Raw genomic sequence first — 16,994 nt, forward strand, 5'->3', positions numbered from 1 at the left:
TGCCACCCCCCTCCCCTGCCCGGGCTCATGCCGCTCCAAGCGGCGGAGCCGGCTCCCCCGGATAGTCGGGCGGCGGCTTGAGCCGCTGGCCCGGAGCCCCACCCATCTCGTACTTCAGAAGTTTGCGAGCCTTGTCCGGGTCCGTCTCCCCCTCGCCGTAGGCGGGACACAGCGGGGCGATCGGGCAGGCGCCGCAGGCGGGCTTGCGGGCATGACAGATGCGCCGGCCGTGGAAGATCACGCGGTGGGAGAGCATCGTCCACTCGCTCTTCGGGAAGAGCGCGGAGATCTCCGCCTCGACCTTCTCCGGGTCCTCCTGGTCCGTCCAGCGCCAGCGCCGCACCAGCCGTCCGAAGTGGGTGTCCACGGTGATGCCGGGCACGCCGAACGCGTTGCCGAGGACGACATGGGCGGTCTTGCGGCCCACACCCGGCAGCTTCACCAGGTCCTCGAGGCGCCCGGGCACCTCTCCGCCGTGCCGGTCCCGCAGGGCAGCGGACAGACCGATGAGTGAACGGGCCTTGGCGCGGAAGAAGCCGGTCGGGCGGATGATCTGCTCCAGCCCCTCCGGGTCGGCCGCCGCCATGTCCTCGGGCGTCGGGTACACGGCGAACAGGTCGGGCGTCGTCTGGTTCACCCGCAGATCGGTCGTCTGCGCGGACAGTACCGTCGCGACGAGGAGCTGGAACGGGTTCTCGAAGTCGAGCTCCGGGTGGGCGTACGGATACAACTCGGCAAGCTCGCGATTGATCCTCCGGGCCCGGCGGACAAGCGCGAGCCGCGACTCCGACTTGACAGATTTTGTCGCTTTTGGTTTCTTTGCGGGCGTCCGTTCGCCCACAGCGGAATTGCGGGTCTCGGTCACCCGTCAGGCCCCCTGCCCTGAGTACTCACCGGCGAATTGGACACCCGGCCAGAGTAAAGCCAGGGACCGACATCCGCCCCGACTGCAAGAATCGGCACCTGGAACGGCCCCCTGCCGTACAGCTCGGGACGGGGATAGGACACACTTGTGTTTGATCACACAGTTTTGCCGTCCGGCATCATAGGGACCACGGTCCTCTGAGCATGTCGACAAGGAGAGATCTCGTGGACGACGTTCTGCGGCGCGCCCCGCTGTTCGCGGCGCTCGATGACGAGCAGGCCGCCGAGCTGCGCGCCTCGATGTCCGAGGCCACGCTTGCCAGGGGCGAAACCCTGTTCCACGAGGGGGACCCCGGCGACCGCCTCTACGTGGTCACCGAGGGAAAGGTGAAACTGCACCGCACCTCCCCCGACGGCCGCGAGAACATGCTGGCCGTTCTCGGACCGGGTGAGCTCATCGGCGAGATGTCGCTCTTCGACCCGGGCCCGCGCACGGCGACGGCCAGCGCGCTCACCGAGGTCAAGCTCCTCGGCCTCGGCCACGGCGACCTCCAGCCCTGGCTCAACGCCCGGCCCGAGGTGTCGACCGCGCTGCTCCGCGCCATCGCCCGCCGCCTGCGCCGCACCAACGACTCGATGTCGGACCTGGTCTTCTCCGACGTCCCCGGCCGCGTCGCCAAGGCGCTCCTGGACCTGTCGCGCCGCTTCGGCGTGCAGTCCGAGGAGGGCATCCACGTCGTCCACGACCTCACCCAGGAGGAACTGGCACAGCTGGTCGGCGCCTCGCGGGAGACCGTCAACAAGGCACTCGCCGACTTCGCCGGACGCGGCTGGCTGCGCCTGGAGGCGCGCGCCGTGATCCTGCTCGACGTCGAGCGGCTCGCCAAGCGCTCCCGCTGAGGCCGCCGGTCCGGCCGAGTGCATGCCCCCGGGGTCCCGCTGCGGCGGGGCCCCGTCGCATGGCCGCCGGAACCCCGGGGGCCGCGTGATCGCACGGCGACGTCGGTGTCATGGCCGGTGCCGGGCCCATGGTCGCGGAACCGACGGCGTCGGGCGGGGCCCGCTCCGGCCTGGAGAGGGGCATCGCCCGGACCGAACCCTGGCCGGCGCCCGGACCGGCGCGAGAACTCCTGACGGCCGGGACCTACGAGCATCTAGGCCGGCGCTGCCGACCACGCGGAGCTCAATGCCCCCGGGCAGACCGGTCGCCCGGGCCCCGGAACGATCGCGCGCCGCGTCCGGACCCTCACACCAGGCCGTGCTCCACCAGATAGTCGAGCTGGGCACGCACCGACAGTTCGGCGGCGGGCCACAGCGACCGGTCCACGTCGGCGTACACGTGCGCGACGACCTCCTCGGCCGTGGCCAGACCGCTCTCGACGGCCGTCTCGACCTGGGCCAGCCGGTTCGCCCGGTGCGCCAGGTAGTACTCCACGGCGCCCCGCGCGTCGGCCAGCACGGGGCCGTGGCCCGGCAGCACCGTGTCCACCCCGTCGTCAACGGTGAGCGAACGCAGCCGCCGCAGGGATTCCAGGTAGTCGCCCAGTCTGCCGTCGGGGTGGGCGACCATCGTGGTGCCGCGTCCGAGCACGGTGTCGCCCGTGAGCACGGCCCGGTCGGCCGGAAGGTGGAAGGACAGCGAGTCGGAGGTGTGGCCCGGCGTCGGGACCACCCGCACCTCCAGACCGCCGACCGTGATCACGTCGCCGGCCTCCAGCCCCTCGTCCCCCAGGCGCAGCGCCGGGTCGAGCGCCCGCACCTCGGTGCGCGTCAACTCGGCGAACCGCGCCGCCCCCTCGGCGTGGTCGGCGTGGCCGTGAGTGAGCAGGGTCAGGGCGACCCGCTTGCCCGCCCGCTCCGCGGTGGCCGCGACCTCCCGCAGGTGGCCCTCGTCGAGCGGCCCGGGGTCGATGACGACGGCGAGGTCCGAGTCCGGCTCGGCGAGGACCCAGGTGTTGGTGCCGTCGAGGGTCATCGGCGAGGGATTGGGCGCGAGGACGCATACGGCCCGTGCGGTCGCCGGGCCGCCGACGGGGCCCTGGCCCGGACGGCCGGGAAGCGCCGATGCGTGGGTCACGACGGCGCGCCTCCGGTCGGCACCGACCTGGTGAACTCCTGGTGTCCCGGCCAGCTGAGCACGATCTGCCCGTCCTTCAGCTCCGCGTTCGCCAGCACCGGCGACAGGTCACGGCCTGCGGCGGCGCCGAGCGCCTCGTCCGCGCTGCGGTACGGCTCCATCTGGCGCAGCGTCGCGATGGTCGGGGGCATCATCAGCAGCTCACCGCGGTCGTATCCTGCCGCCGCCTCCGCGGGCCGGATCCAGACGGTGCGGTCGGCCTCGGTCGAGGCGTTCCGGGTCCGCTGCCCCGGGGGCAGGGCCGCCACGAAGAACCAGGTGTCGTAGCGCCGGGGTTCGAACTCCGGCGTGATCCAGCGCGCCCAGCAGGCCAGCAGATCGCTGCGGAGGACGAGGCCCCGCCGCTCCAGGAAGTCCGCGAACGACACGTCACGGGCGACGAGCGCGGCGCGGTCGGCCTCCCAGTCGTCGCCGGTGGTGTCGTCGACCACGGTCCCGGCGGTCGGCCCGGCGAGGAGCACCCCCGCCTCTTCGAAGGTTTCGCGCACCGCGGCACAGACGATGGCCTGGGCCGACGTCTCCTCGACCCCGAGCAGGCCCGCCCACTCGGCCAGCGACGGACCCGCCCAGGCCACCGGACGCTCGTCGCGCGGGTCGACGGACCCGCCCGGATACGCGTACGCGCCTCCGGCGAATGCCATGGAGGCGCGTCTGCGCAGCATGTGCACGGCCGGCCCCTCGGCGGAGTCCCGCAGGAGCAGCACGGTCGAAGCGGTGCGGGGGGTGGCGACCGTCAGCTCGCCGTTCTGGAGGGCACGGATCCGGTCGGGCCACTCCGGCGGATACCACTGGCCATTCTTGGTGGACATGGCCGGGATGCTATGCGCTCTCGCGACGATGTTCGAGAGGCACTCGTCGTCGCCGGGGGCAAGGTCCCGTCAGCGGGCGATCTCCACCTGGATCTCCACCTCGACCGGGGCGTCCAGTGGCAGCACGGCAACCCCGACCGCGCTGCGGGCGTGCACGCCCTTGTCCCCGAGCACCTCGCCAAGCAGCTCACTGGCGCCGTTGACGACGCCGGGCTGTCCGGTGAAGTCGGGGGCGGAGGCGACAAAGCCGACGACCTTGACGACCCGCACGATCCGGTCGAGGTCCCCGACCGCCGACTTGACGGCAGCCAGAGCGTTCAGCGCACAGATCCGCGCCAGCTCCTTGGCCTCCTCCTGGGTGACTTCCGCACCCACTTTTCCGGTCACCCCGAGGGTGCCCTCGACGAGAGGCAGCTGCCCGGCGGTGTAGACGTACGAGCCGGTCTGCACGGCCGGAACGTACGAAGCGAGCGGAGCCGCCACCTCGGGCAGCGTCAGCCCGAGCGACGAGATCTTCTCCTCGACCGCGCTCACGCCTTCTCCCGCTTGAGGTAGGCCACCAGCTGCTCCGGGTTGTTCGGCCCCGGAACGACCTGGACGAGCTCCCAGCCGTCCTCGCCCCAGGTGTCGAGGATCTGCTTGGTCGCGTGCACGAGGAGCGGAACGGTCGCGTATTCCCACTTGGTCATGGGCCCGACTGTAGTACCTGCCTCCGGCGGCAACGTGCGTAGGCCGGAGCGCGACTGGTTAGGCTCCCCGGCATGAGCAGGTTCCATGTCGTCAGCGGCAAGGGCGGGACCGGTAAGACGACGGTCGCCGCCGCACTGGCGCTCGCCCTCGCTGCCGGGGGACGACGCACGCTGCTGGTCGAGGTGGAGGGGCGGCAGGGCATCGCGCAGCTCTTCGAGACCGAGCCGCTGCCGTACGAGGAGCGCAGGATCGCCGTGGTTCCGGGGCCGCCGGAAACGCCGCCGGTGGCGCCCGGCGAGGTTTACGCCCTCGCGATCGACCCCGAACTCGCTCTGCTGGACTATCTGCAGATGTTCTACCGGCTCGGCAGCGCGGGGCGGGCGCTGAAGAAGCTCGGCGCGATCGACTTCGCGACGACCGTCGCGCCGGGGCTGCGGGACGTCCTGCTGACCGGCAAGGCGTGCGAGGCGGTGCGCCGCAAGAACAAGGACGGCACCTTCGCCTACGACGCGGTGGTGATGGACGCGCCCCCGACCGGCCGCATCACCCGCTTCCTGAACGTCAATGACGAGGTCGCGGGCCTGGCGCGGATCGGCCCGATACATCAGCAGGCGCGTTCGGTGATGGGTGTGCTGAAGTCGCCCGACACGGCGGTGCACCTGGTGACGGTGCTGGAGGAGATGCCCGTCCAGGAGACGGCGGACGGCATCGCGGAACTTCGCGCGGCCGGGCTGCCGGTGGGCGGCGTCGTGGTGAACATGGTGCGCCCGCGTGTGCTCGGTGACGACGCGGTGCACGCCGACCTGGCCGGCGCAGGAGGCGAACGCGTGGACGGACACGTCTCCCGTACGGAGGTCGCCCGGGCGCTGGCACGGGCGGGACTGGACGGGGCGCACCGGGGCGGACCCGCCGGGACGCTGGTCGAACCGCTGCTCGCGCAGGCCCGGGACCACGCGCAGCGGCTCGCGCTGGAGGAGCAGGAACGTTCGGCCGTCGCCCGGCTGGGGCTGCCGACCTGGGAGCTGGAACTGCTCGGGGACGGCGTCGATCCGGCCGGCCTCCACCGGCTGGCCGCGGATCTCGGGGAACAGGTCCGGTGACCGCCGGGCACGCGGACGGTCGGACGATCAGGACGGGAGCACACGGATGAGCCGCGAGGAGACACCGCCCGCCCTGGACGTGGACGCGCTGCTGGACGACCCGGAGACCCGCATCGTCGTGTGCTGCGGCTCCGGCGGGGTGGGCAAGACGACGACGGCCGCGGCCCTGGGCCTCCGGGCAGCCGAACGCGGGCGCACGGTCGTGGTACTGACCATCGACCCGGCCCGCCGGCTGGCGCAGTCCATGGGCATCGCCGAGCTCGACAACGTCCCGCGGCGGGTGGCGGGTCTCGACGGCAGGGCGGGCGGCGAACTCCACGCCATGATGCTCGACATGAAGCGCACGTTCGACGAGATCGTGGAGGCGCACACCGACGCGGGCCGGGCGCGGGCGATCCTGGACAACCCCTTCTACCAGTCGCTCTCCGCGGGGTTCGCCGGGACGCAGGAGTACATGGCGATGGAGAAGCTGGGCCAGCTCCGGGCGCGCGACACCTGGGACCTCATCGTCGTGGACACCCCGCCGAGCCGTTCCGCACTGGACTTCCTCGATGCGCCCAAGCGCCTCGGTTCGTTCCTCGACGGCAGATTCATCAAGGTGCTGATGGCCCCGGCGAAAGTGGGCGGCCGGGCCGGGATGAAGTTCCTCAACGTCGGCATGTCGATGGTGACCGGCACCCTCAACAAACTGGTGGGCAGCCAGTTGCTGAGCGACGTCCAGACGTTCGTGTCCGCGATGGACACGATGTTCGGCGGTTTCCGCACCCGGGCGGACGCGACGTACCGGCTGCTCCAGGCCCCGGGCACGGCGTTCCTGGTGGTGGCCGCCCCGGAGCGGGACGCCCTGCGGGAGGCCGCCTACTTCGTGGAGCGGCTGGCCGCCGAGCGGATGCCGCTGGCCGGGCTGGTGCTGAACCGGGTGCACACCAGCGGGGCGTCCGAGCTGTCGGCCGAGCACGCGCTGGCCGCCGCAGAAAATCTTGAGGGCACCGGCATTGTGGATCAGCCGAGCGGGCAGGAACCCGTCATCGACGCCTCCGACGGCGGCTCCCCCGCGGCTGCAGGCGCCGGGAGCACTCCACTCTCCCCGACCGGTACGGCAGTTCACGACGGCGGCCGGACACCCACGCCGAACGCCGACCTGGACGGCACACCCGTGGCCACCGAGGTGCTGTCCGCCTCACGCGACGCCCTGCGCGCCGAGAAGTTCACCGCAGGGCTGCTCCGTCTGCACGCGGAACGCATGCAGGTTCTCGCGCGCGAACAGCACACGCGGGCTCGGTTCACCGCGCTCCATCCCGAGGTCCCGGTGACCGACGTGGGCGCGCTGTCGGGCGACGTCCACGACCTCGAGGGTCTGCGGACCATCGGGGAACAGCTTGCGGCCGGGCGGCCGGGCCCCGGATGACCGACGTCATCGCGGCCCGGCCCGCCCCGCGAGGGCGACACGCCCCCGTCCGGCCACCTAGCCGACGGCTGCGAAGTCCTCTTCCGAGTAGTCGCTGCCGATGCCCACGGGCAGCATGCCCGTGTCGCGCTCGTACTTCATCCGCGCGGTCTCCAAGAGCCTGCGCCAGGAAGTGACCTGCGGACGGCGACGCAGCAACGCCCGCCGCTCCCGCTCGGTCATTCCCCCCCATACGCCGAACTCGACGCGGTTGTCCAACGCGTCCGCAAGGCACTCGGTCCGCACCGGGCAACCGGTGCACACCGCCTTCGCCCTGTTCTGCGCCGCACCCTGAACGAACAGTTCATCCGGATCAGTCGTGCGGCAGGCTGCCTGCGCACTCCACTCGGTTACCCAGCCCATGCTGGTGCCGTCCTCTCCCGAATCGGGGCTCCCCCACGGCGGCAGCGGCATATTCACCGCTGCCAGTTGAGGACGTTACGGAAAGTGTCCGGAGCGCAACACCCCCTGCGGGCCCAATCTTGAATGGCCCGAACGGACTATGCGTACGCGGCAGATCACCCAACGGAGTGACGAGAGGATAGACCGGAACTCCGGTGTCGATTGCGGACGCTTCGGTCGATCCGCATCGGCCGACAACCGGTAGAAGGGCAGAATTCCGGGCACAACAGGCCCGGGAGGGAGCGGACGACAGCACACGGGGGGGGAGGGCTCTCGTAACAGGCGGCATCAGCTTAGGCCAACGGATGTACCGCTGTCCGGCGAACGGGAACCTCGACGCCGACCGGTTTTCCGTCCGGCCCCCGCGGTCGGCAGCATCGCAGGACCGTTCGCCGTGTCCGTCCCGGCCGCTCACGGATGTCACGATCCTGTACGCATACGTCCTGGGGGGCACCCGCTCGGTCGGAGCGGTACAGGCCACGGATTAGGCTGCCTTCATGACTGACAAGCGTCCCGGTGGCGGTCCCACGGCAACCCAGCAGGTCGCCAAGTTCGTCGGCGTCAGCGCTCTCGCCGGAGCCGTGCTGGCCGGGCTCGCACTCCCCGCGGCCGGGGCCCTGGGACTGGTGGCCAAGAACTCCGCCGAGGGGTTCGACGAGATACCGGCCGACCTCAAGCGTCCCCCACTGAGCCAGAAGACGACCATCCTGGACGCCGAGGGCGGGCAGATCGCCAGCGTCTATTTCCGCGACCGGACCGTGATCCCGCTGCGGGACATGTCGCCGTACATCAAGAAGGCGATCGTCGCCATCGAGGACGCGCGCTTCTACCGGCACGGGGCGGTCGACCTCAAGGGCATCCTGCGGGCGGCCAACCGCAACGCTCAGGAGGGCGGCGTCCAACAGGGCGCGTCGACGCTCACCCAGCAGTACGTGAAGAACGTGTTCGTCGAGGACGCCGGCACCGACGAGAACAAGGTGGCCGAGGCGACCCAGCAGACTGTCGGCCGCAAGATCAAAGAGCTGAAGTACGCGATCCAGGTCGAGAAGGAGCTCGGCAAGAAGCAGATCCTGGAGAACTACCTCAACATCACGTTCTTCGGTCAGCAGGCCTACGGCGTGGAGGCCGCGGCCAAGCGCTACTTCAGCAAGCCGGCGAAGGAACTGAAGCTGGAGGAGGCCGCGCTGCTGGCCGGCCTGGTCCAGTCGCCGAGCCGGTTCGACCCGCTCAGCAATGAGACCGAGGCAACCAAGCGCCGCAACGTCGTCCTGCAGCGCATGGCCGACACCGGTGCCGTCACGCAGGAGCGGGCCGACCGCGCGAAGCGCCGGCCGCTCGGGCTCAGCATCAGCAAGCCCCGCAACGGCTGCATCACGGCGGTCAACGGCGCCGGGTTCTTCTGCGACTACGTGCGTGAGGCCTTCCTCCGGAGCCCCGAGTTCGGCAAGTCCCGGGAGGCGCGTGTCAAGCGGTGGACGCGCGGCGGAATGACGATCCGTACGACGCTCGACCCGCAGGCCCAGGAGTCCGTGCAGCGGGCGATCCGCCGGCACGTCTACCAGTCCGACCCGGTGGCGACAGCTGTGAGCCTGGTGGAACCGGGGACGGGCAAGATCCTCGGCATGGGCCAGTCCCGCCCCTACGGGTTCAAGGGGAACCAGACCACGCTCAACCTGTCGGTCGACAACGCCATGGGCGGCGGAGTCGGCTACCAGCCGGGCTCGACCATCAAGGCGTTCACGGCGGCGGCCGCGCTGGAGAAGGGGATGTCGCCGGGCCAGTCGTACGCCTCGCCCTACCGCATGCCCTATCCGTCGGCGACCGACTGTGACGGCAACCGCTACCCCGGCACGGGCTCGGTGCCCAACGAGAACAAGTCGGAGGTCGGGCCGTACCGGATGCCCGAGGCCCTGCAGAAGTCCATCAACACCTACTTCGTCTCGCTGCAGGAAGACGCCGGGCTGTGCGAGGTCACGAAGCTGATGAGCAAGCTGGGGATGGACAAGCGGGCCGGAGGCACGGACTGGGGCCTGGGGCCGTCGTTCACTCTCGGCGTCAACGAGGCGTCACCGCTGAGCATGGCCGCCGCCTACGCGGCGTTCGCCAACCGCGGTGTGTACTGCGCACCGAACGCCATCACCGCGGTCACCGACGCCGGGGGCAAGGAGCTGCGGGTCCCCGAGGGCAAGTGCACCGAGGCCATGTCAAAGAAGACCGCGGACACCATCAACACCATGCTCAAGGGCGTGGTGGACGACGGCACCGGCCGGCAGGCCGGCCTGCCGAACCGGGAGACCGCCGGCAAGACCGGAACCACCGACAGCCGGTTCGCCGCCTGGTACGTCGGCTACACCCCGAACATGGCGGGCGCGGTCTGGATGGGCGACCCGAAACGGGAGCGCCAGATGCGCAACATCACCATCGGCGGCCGCTACCAGAAGAAGGTGTACGGCGCCTCCGGTCCGGCTCCGATCTGGAAGGACGCCGTCTCCGGCGCCCTGGAGGGCCACCCCTCCGAGCGTTTCCACACGGTCCCGCTGCCGAAGGACAAGGCCGGCAAGCGCGGCGGCGACCGCAAGGACAAGCCGGGGCGATCGCGGCTGCCGAAGCCCGACTTCACGCTGCCGTCGGACGTGCTCGGTGGTGGCTGGGGCAACGGCAAGCCGCGGAAGCGCTGACGCCGCAGGGCCCGCCGATCCGCCGAGGCCCGGGTCCGGGCCCGTGCGGGGAGGCACGGCGGACCGTACGAGCCGGACAGACAAGGGAAAGGGGCGGCCGGATCACTCCGGCCGCCCCTTCGCCGTGCGGTGCGTACGGTCGGCCCGCCGGTTCAGCCGGCCAGAGCCCGCTTGACCTCGGCGGCCACCCGGCCGCCTTCGGCGCGTCCCGCCACCTTGGGGTTCACGATCTTCATGACCGCACCCATCGCCCGGGGCCCCTCGGCGCCTCCCGCCGCGGCCTCCTTCACGGACTCGGCCACGACGGCGTGCAGTTCCTCGTCCGTGAGCTGCTTCGGCAGGTAGCCGGCGAGTACGTCGCCCTCGGCGCGCTCGCGCTCGGCGGAGTCGGTCCGGCCGCCCTGCGCGAAGGCTTCGGCGGCCTCGCGGCGCTTCTTCGCCTCGCGGGCGATCACCTTCTGCACCTCGTCGTCGGACAGCTCTCGCGCCGTCTTCCCCGCGACCTCCTCGCTGGTGATCGCGGAGAGCGTCAGCCGGAGGGTGGAGGAGCGGAGTTCGTCACGGGCCTTGATCGCCGCAGTGAGGTCCTCCTGCAGCCGGTTCTTGAGCGTAGTCATGACCGTGAGTCTGCCAGGCCGTCCCGGTGGCAGCCCACTGCATAACCCCAGGGGCCCTTTCCCGGGGGACGGTTGGGGGCGGCGGCCCCGTTCCCGGCGGTGGGAAGCAGGCCGGAGCGGCTTGCGTCCGGCCCGGGCGGATCCGGATCCCCCGTCGTCGACGCTCGCGGCTCGGGTCGTCCGGACCGCGCCGAGCCCGGTCGACGGCGCACGTCCGGGAGGAGCCGGTGATTCCGGTCGACGCCGTTCACGGTATCGGCAGCCCGGCCGGGACGGCGGGAGGCGCCCCCCGATTCTCTGTCCTCCGTGGGGCCCACGGAAGGGTCACGCTCCGGGCCGCCCCGGGGACCCGTACCCTCGGCCGGTGGCCGTCCTCGGGATCGCGCCGGAGTGACGGCGATCACCCCGATGGCGGCGGAGACCGGGATGAGGCGAGGCCGGGATCGTGGGCCGCGGGGCGTTCCTCTCCGCGGCCGCTTGCCGGAGCGGATCCGCCCCCAAGGCCCGGCCCCGTCCCGGGACGGGCCGGGCCACGGTGCGGCGCCCGTCATGGCCGGTGCCGGACGGCTCCGGCGGCGGAGACCCATCGGGCAGGGCTGCCCCTCCCACCCGGGACGGACGGGGCGTCCGTCCTCCCGGCAGCCGCGGGGCCCGCAGGTGCGGGCGTCTTTCGGATCCGCTGGGGCGACCGGCACCCCGGCGCGTCTGCCACGATGGACTCATGCGCGCGCTACACGCAGTACCCCTGGGAATCACGGCAGTCGGCGCAGCCGGCCTCGCCTATGCCGCGGGCTTCGAGGCCCGCTCCTTCCGCCTGCGGCGGGTCACCGTGCCCGTGCTGCCCCGTGGGATGCGGCAACTGCGGGTGCTGCATCTCTCGGACATCCACATGGTCTCCGGACAGCGCAAGAAGCAGCGGTGGCTGCGGTCGCTCGCGGGGCTGCGACCGGACTTCGTGGTCAACACGGGCGACAACCTCTCGGACCCGAAGGCCGTGCCGGAGGTGCTGGACGCCCTGGGGCCGCTCATGGAGTTCCCGGGCACCTACGTCTTCGGATCCAACGACTACTACGCACCACGGTTGCGCAACCCTGCCCGTTACCTCCTGGAGCGGATGAGCGGGGAGCACGGCCTGAACGGCAGGAACGACCCGGCGGTCGGCGTGCTCCGCAACCCGTGGGAGGGCATGCGGGACGGCTTCGACGCAGCCGGCTGGGTGGGCCTGTCGAACACCCGGGGCCGGCTGAAGCTGGAGGATCTCGAGATCGCCCTGACCGGCCTCGACGACCCGCACATCAAGCGGGACCGCTACGCGGAGGTCTCGGGCGGGCCGGAAGCCGACGCCGACTTGTCCCTGGCCGTGGTCCACGCGCCGTACCTGCGGGTGCTCGACGCCTTCACCGCGGACGGGTACCCGTTGATCCTGGCCGGGCACACCCACGGCGGCCAGTTGTGCATCCCCTTCTACGGTGCCCTGGTGACCAACTGCGACCTGGACACGAACCGGGTCAAGGGGCTGTCCTCCCACCAGGTCGGCGACCGTCGTTCCCACATGCACGTTTCGGCAGGTTGTGGGGCCAATCGGTACACTCCGGTCCGCTTCGCCTGCCCGCCCGAGGCGACGCTGCTGACCCTCACCGCGCGGGACTGACCCCGCGGCCGCCGGGCCGGCGGGACGCCGCTTCCGACCTGCACGAGCTGCTCATCAACCGGATTTCGCCTGGGGCGACACGTCCGCTAAAGTAGAGCTCGTTGCTTCGGGGTGTAGCGCAGCTTGGCAGCGCGCTTCGTTCGGGACGAAGAGGTCGTGGGTTCAAATCCCGCCACCCCGACTGAAGAAACACAGATCAGGGCCGGTCTCCCTCAGGGGAGCACGGCCCTGATCCGTGCGGGGTCCAGCAGCGCGTCGACCGCGTCGACTTGGCCATCGCACCCGTCGGCGCCGCGGGCAATGCCCGGTTCAGAGCTACTGGTCGCTGATGTTGACCAGCCACGTGATGCCGAAGCGGTCGGTGCACATGCCGAATACGTCGCCCCACATCTGCCGCTCCAACGGGACCGAGACCGTGCCGTCGGCGGCGAGCTTGTCCCAGTAGCCGCGCAGTTCGGCGGCGTCCTGCCCGCTCACGCTCACGGAGATGTTGTTGCCCGGCTTGTACTCCATGCCGGGCGGAGTGTCGGAGCACATCAGCGTGAAGCCGCCGGCGGTCTCGAGCATGCTGTGCATGATCTTGTCCGCGATGTCGCCCTTCTCGCCGAACTCACCGAAGGTGTTCATCGTCAGAGTCCCGCCGAAGACGCTCCGGTAGAACTCCATGGCCTGCCGGGCGTCGCCGTTGAAGCTGATGTAAGGATTGAGTCGAGACGGCATGAAATTCACCTTTCGTAGCGATATGCCGGTCCCGGCAGGTTAGGTGACGCAACATCGGCGGACGGAGCGACTCCCCGGCCGACAAGCGTCGAACGGGCCCGGCCCGTCGGTTTGCGGCGGGAGGGCGGCTCCCGTTCACCGGAGCCTCGCCCGCCGTCCGTCCCGCGGCTCCCGCGCGGATCAGGTACGTGTGGCGCGCAGGGAGTACATCAGGGGACCGCCGGGCGGTCCGGGGGGAGACGGAACAAGCCGTCCTCGTCGTGCCGCAGGCATTCGAGGATCCGGTATGGGCCGGCGTCGTGCTCGTGCAGGAAGTCGATGCGCAGCCCGGCGGCCGCCACCGCGGAGACGACCTCCGCGACGGAGTGCTGCCGACGGAGTCCGGGGCCGCCGTCTCGCGGCCCGTCGTCGAAGTCCGTTGTGGCGCCGAGAACTTCGGCGCCGTGGGTTTCGGCGGTCCACTGTGCGCCATCGGCAAGATCCTCCGGCGGAGGGGCTCCGGGCGGGCTCACCGGTTCGTCCAACACCGCTGTGAGCGGGTGGACTTCGGCGAGGTGGAGGAACCCGCCGGGCGCCACGAGCGCGGCGGCCGTCTCGGCCCAGCGTTCGACGTCGGGCAGCCCGCTCAGGGACCCGGGGGCGCTGAGGACCACGTCGTAGGAAAGGTCGGGGACGGCCACCGCAGCGTCGTACACGTCCGCGACGACGAACGCGGCCCGCTCCGGCGGCATGCCGAGGTCCGCCGCCAGGTCGCGGGCCAGGTCGACGGCGCTTTCGGAGGCGTCGACCCCCACGACCTGCGCCGCTCCGCGGCGGGCCCAGGCGAGGGCCTCATGCCCGGTGCCGCACGTGAGGTGGAGCAGGGACCGGCCGGTGACGTCGCCCACCTCCCCGGCGACGAATCCCGGGATCGAGTCCCCGTCCTCGCCGAGGGAGCCGGAGCCGTCGGGGCCGGTGGGTCTGCGCATGGAGCGGACGTTATCCACAGGCTGGGGCCCTCGCCAGCGGAATGTCGCCGCTTCCGCGCAGAATGGGGCCATGACTGACGAGATCACCGGGACCACCTCGCCCGAGCCCGCCTGGGAGAAGCGCTTCCGGGCGCCACGGATCGGCCTGCCGGAGTGGGCCGAGGATGCACCCGACCGCTCGCTGTTCGTGTCCAACGTCACCGGGACCTTCGAGCTCTACACCTGGGACCGGGCCACCGGCGCGCAGCGTCGCGCCACGGACCGGCCGAACGGCACCACCGACGGCGTGCTGTCCCCGGACGGCGCGTGGCTGTGGTGGTTCGCGGACACCGACGGCGACGAGTTCGGCGTCTGGATGCGCCAGCCGTTCTCCGGGGGCGAGGACGTCCCGGCGGTGCCCGGGCTGGCGGCCTCGTACCCGGCCGGCCTGGCTCTGGGCCGCGACGGGACGGTGGTGGTCGGGCGTTCCACCGACGAAACCGGATCGACGATCCACGTCGTCCGGCCGGGCGAGGAGCCGGTCGAGATCTACCGGAACCGCGAGTCCGCCGCGGTGGGGGACCTGTCGCAGGACAGCACGCTGATCGCCCTCGAGCACACCGAGCACGGTGACGCCATGCACGCGGCGCTGCGGGTGGTGCGGCCCGACGGTTCGACGGTCGCCGAACTCGACGACACCAAGGGCGGCAGTGAGGAACTGGGCCTGTCCGTGCTGGGGTTCTCCCCGGCCCCGGGGGACTCCCGGCTGCTGGTCGGCCACCAGCGCGACGGCCGGTGGCTGCCCATGCTGTGGGATCCGGTCACCGAGGAGGAGACGGCGCTCCCCATCGACCTGCCGGGCGACATCAGTGCCGAGTGGTTCCCGGCACCGCGCAGCGGGTCCGCCGCGGGAGCGAGTTCTCCGGCACCGGCCGGGCCGGAGACGGAGGCGAGGCCTCCCGAGGCGACCGCCCTGCTGGTCGTCCACAGCCACGAGGCCCGCAGCGACCTCTGGCGGTACGACCTGCGCTCGGGAGAGCTGATCCGGCTGGAGACCCCGCCGGGCACGGTGTCCGGCGCGACCGCGCGGCCGGACGGATCGGTGGAGTACCTCTGGTCGTCGGCGGCGGTGCCACCCGAGGTCCGTTCCACGACCGGCCGGGTGGTCCTCGATCCTCCGGGTTTCCGTGCGCCGGCGTCGGTGCCCGTGACGGACGCGTGGGTCGAAGGCCCGGGCGGGCGTGTGCACACCCTGGTGCAGAAGCCCGAGGGGGCCGGTCCGTTCCCGACGGTCTTCGAGATCCACGGCGGCCCGACCTGGCACGACAGCGACGCGTTCGCGGCGGGTCCGGCGGCCTGGGTCGACCACGGCTTCGCGGTGGTCCGGGTCAACTACCGCGGCTCGACGGGCTACGGGCGCGAGTGGACCGACGCTCTCAAGCACCGGGTGGGCCTCATCGAACTCGAGGACATCGCGGCGGTGCGCGAGTGGGCCGTCGATTCGGGCATCGCCGACCCCGACCGGCTGGTGCTGGCGGGCGGCTCGTGGGGCGGCTATCTGACGCTGCTGGGCCTCGGTACACAGCCGGACGCCTGGGCGCTGGGGCTGGCGGCCGTGCCGGTCGCGGACTACGTCACCGCCTATCACGACGAGATGGAGGCGCTGAAGGCCATGGACCGGACGTTGCTCGGCGGCACCCCGGAGGAGGTGCCGGAGCGGTTCGCGGCCTCCTCACCGCTGACGTACGTGGACCGGGTCCGGGCCCCCGTCTACATCTCGGCCGGGGTGAACGACCCGCGCTGTCCGATCCGCCAGATCGAGAACTACGTGCGGCGGCTGGAGGAGCGCGGTGCCCCGCACGAGGTTTACCGATACGACGCGGGGCACGGTTCGCTGGTGGTGGAGGAGCGGATCAAGCAGGTGCGGCTGGAGATCGGGTTCGCGCAGCGCCACCTCGGGACGGCAGCACCGCAGGCGGCGCCCGCCGGATGAGGCGGGCGGCTGACTCAGTCCCCGGGGGCCGTCCGCACGGCGGTGTCGTCGGCGGCGGTCGCCCCGGGGGCCGTCTCCGGGTCGGCGGCCTCCGTGACGGCCTTCGGGGCCGGGGGCCCGCTGACGGTGACGTGACCGGGTTCCTGCGCCGGAAGGCCCAGGGCGAGGTCCCGCTGGGCCTCGGCCTCACGCCGGAAGAGGCGGAACCACATGAAGACGACGAAACCCGCGAAGACGAACCACTCGCCGGTGTAGCCGAGGTTCTGGAACGCCTTGAGGTCCAGTCCGGTGCCGTTCGGCGCCCTCGGCGGCACCGCACGGAGATCCCCGGAGGTGCGGATCTGGGTGATCCAGGCGTCGTGCACCGGGTAGGGCACGAGGTTGACGAGGGAGGCAGCGCTGATCATGCCGAGCTGCCCGCGCGGCAGCCCCCCGCCCGACCGGACGCCGTCGGCGCCCTGGCTCTCCGATGCCTGCACTGCTCCGGTCACGGTGACCTTCCCGGACGGGGGGGGCGGTGCGGCATCACTGCGGGCATCGCCGGGCAGCCACCCGCGGACCACGGGCAGCGCCTTGCCGCCCTCGGTGCGCAGCAGGGTCAGGACGTAGAAGCCCCGCCGGTCGTCGAGCCGGCGGTCGGGCACGAGGAACTGGTCCTCGTAGCGCCCCGTGGCGGTCGCGAGCCGTCCCGAGGTCTTCCGGTCGACGGGCAACAACTCGTCGAGCGGCACGGCACTCCGGTCGCGGTCGGTCCGGTTCCCCTCGGCACGGTGGGAATCCATCCGTGCCTCGAAACGGCTGAGCTGCCAGCTGCCCATGAAGAAGCACAACGGGACGGCGAGCACGGCGAAGACGTTGATCCCCCACCATCGGGGAGTCAGCAGGAACCGGTACACACCCCCACGGTACGGGCCGCCGGCGCGACTCCCTCTGCTGGGG

Annotated in this window: 16 protein-coding genes and 1 tRNA gene; 7 read left to right on the plus strand and 10 right to left on the minus strand. The window is 71.6% G+C overall.

The features are described 5' to 3' along the window. Window positions 1-25: 25 nt before the first annotated feature. Window positions 26-865, minus strand: a complete 840-nt coding sequence (gene nth, locus M1E25_RS10185; RefSeq protein ID WP_372500553.1) for an endonuclease III — start codon at window positions 863-865, stop codon at window positions 26-28. Between the two features lie 224 nt (window positions 866-1,089). Between nth and M1E25_RS10190 the strand changes: the two genes are divergently transcribed. After that, complete coding sequence (locus tag M1E25_RS10190; RefSeq protein ID WP_251412937.1) at window positions 1,090-1,764, plus strand: Crp/Fnr family transcriptional regulator; 675 nt, start codon at window positions 1,090-1,092, stop codon at window positions 1,762-1,764. 346 nt (window positions 1,765-2,110) lie between these two features. Here M1E25_RS10190 and M1E25_RS10195 read toward each other — a convergent pair whose 3' ends face one another. The 4 genes from M1E25_RS10195 to sp36 all read right to left on the minus strand — a co-directional run bounded on the left by M1E25_RS10195 (window position 2,111) and on the right by sp36 (window position 4,499). After that, window positions 2,111-2,941 carry an MBL fold metallo-hydrolase gene (locus M1E25_RS10195; protein ID WP_251412940.1) on the minus strand — a complete coding sequence of 277 codons (831 nt, stop codon included), beginning with the start codon at window positions 2,939-2,941 and terminating at the stop codon, window positions 2,111-2,113. Continuing rightward, a complete protein-coding gene (locus M1E25_RS10200; RefSeq protein ID WP_251412943.1) occupies window positions 2,938-3,810 on the minus strand; it encodes an NUDIX hydrolase in 873 nt (290 codons plus the stop codon). Before M1E25_RS10200 ends, M1E25_RS10195 begins: the two co-directional genes overlap by 4 nt. 69 nt (window positions 3,811-3,879) lie before the next feature. Further along, window positions 3,880-4,344, minus strand: coding sequence for a RidA family protein (locus M1E25_RS10205; protein WP_251412945.1), 465 nt, complete (start codon window positions 4,342-4,344; stop codon window positions 3,880-3,882). Further along, window positions 4,341-4,499, minus strand: coding sequence for a Sp36 family protein (gene sp36, locus M1E25_RS10210; RefSeq protein ID WP_003967454.1), 159 nt, complete (start codon window positions 4,497-4,499; stop codon window positions 4,341-4,343). The genes M1E25_RS10205 and sp36 overlap by 4 nt, the downstream gene beginning before the upstream one ends. Before the next feature lie 72 nt (window positions 4,500-4,571). Here sp36 and bagA point away from each other — a divergent pair, with 72 nt between their 5' ends. Then, a complete protein-coding gene (bagA, locus tag M1E25_RS10215; RefSeq protein ID WP_251412947.1) occupies window positions 4,572-5,600 on the plus strand; it encodes an ATPase BagA in 1,029 nt (342 codons plus the stop codon). 46 nt (window positions 5,601-5,646) lie between these two features. After that, on the plus strand, window positions 5,647-7,008 hold the full coding sequence (gene bagB / locus M1E25_RS10220) for an ATPase BagB (protein WP_251412948.1): 1,362 nt from the start codon (window positions 5,647-5,649) through the stop codon (window positions 7,006-7,008). Between the two features lie 57 nt (window positions 7,009-7,065). On the opposite strand, the gene M1E25_RS10225 is transcribed toward bagB, so the two are convergent. After that, entirely contained in the window at window positions 7,066-7,410 is a 345-nt protein-coding gene (locus M1E25_RS10225; RefSeq protein WP_251412950.1) for a WhiB family transcriptional regulator, read from the minus strand. 536 nt (window positions 7,411-7,946) lie between these two features. On the opposite strand from M1E25_RS10225, the gene M1E25_RS10230 reads away from it, so the two are divergent. Then, window positions 7,947-10,127, plus strand: coding sequence for a transglycosylase domain-containing protein (locus M1E25_RS10230; protein ID WP_251412952.1), 2,181 nt, complete (start codon window positions 7,947-7,949; stop codon window positions 10,125-10,127). Between the two features lie 152 nt (window positions 10,128-10,279). Here the strand turns inward: M1E25_RS10230 and M1E25_RS10235 are convergent, their stop codons facing one another. Then, window positions 10,280-10,744: a GatB/YqeY domain-containing protein gene (locus M1E25_RS10235; RefSeq protein ID WP_251412954.1), complete on the minus strand. Its 465-nt coding sequence runs from the start codon at window positions 10,742-10,744 to the stop codon at window positions 10,280-10,282. Between the two features lie 721 nt (window positions 10,745-11,465). Here M1E25_RS10235 and M1E25_RS10240 point away from each other — a divergent pair. After that, window positions 11,466-12,395 (plus strand): metallophosphoesterase, encoded by a 930-nt coding sequence (locus M1E25_RS10240; protein ID WP_251412957.1) that lies wholly within the window; start codon window positions 11,466-11,468, stop codon window positions 12,393-12,395. Window positions 12,396-12,502: 107 nt separating this feature from the next. Further along, a tRNA-Pro gene (locus tag M1E25_RS10245) sits at window positions 12,503-12,576 on the plus strand. Window positions 12,577-12,710: 134 nt separating this feature from the next. On the opposite strand, the gene M1E25_RS10250 is transcribed toward M1E25_RS10245, so the two are convergent. Next, the gene (locus tag M1E25_RS10250) at window positions 12,711-13,115 is read right to left on the minus strand and encodes a VOC family protein (protein ID WP_251412960.1); all 405 of its coding nucleotides are present in this window, start codon (window positions 13,113-13,115) and stop codon (window positions 12,711-12,713) included. 209 nt (window positions 13,116-13,324) lie between these two features. Beyond that, entirely contained in the window at window positions 13,325-14,083 is a 759-nt protein-coding gene (locus M1E25_RS10255; RefSeq protein ID WP_251412963.1) for a class I SAM-dependent methyltransferase, read from the minus strand. A 70-nt stretch (window positions 14,084-14,153) separates the two neighbouring features. Between M1E25_RS10255 and M1E25_RS10260 the strand changes: the two genes are divergently transcribed. Continuing rightward, a complete protein-coding gene (locus M1E25_RS10260) occupies window positions 14,154-16,055 on the plus strand; it encodes a S9 family peptidase (protein ID WP_251412965.1) in 1,902 nt (633 codons plus the stop codon). Between the two features lie 14 nt (window positions 16,056-16,069). Here the strand turns inward: M1E25_RS10260 and M1E25_RS10265 are convergent, their stop codons facing one another. After that, on the minus strand, window positions 16,070-16,951 hold the full coding sequence (locus tag M1E25_RS10265; RefSeq protein WP_251412967.1) for an SURF1 family protein: 882 nt from the start codon (window positions 16,949-16,951) through the stop codon (window positions 16,070-16,072). Window positions 16,952-16,994: the final 43 nt, after the last annotated feature.

This window comes from Streptomyces meridianus (assembly GCF_023703325.1).
GTDB lineage: Bacteria > Actinomycetota > Actinomycetes > Streptomycetales > Streptomycetaceae > Streptomyces > Streptomyces meridianus.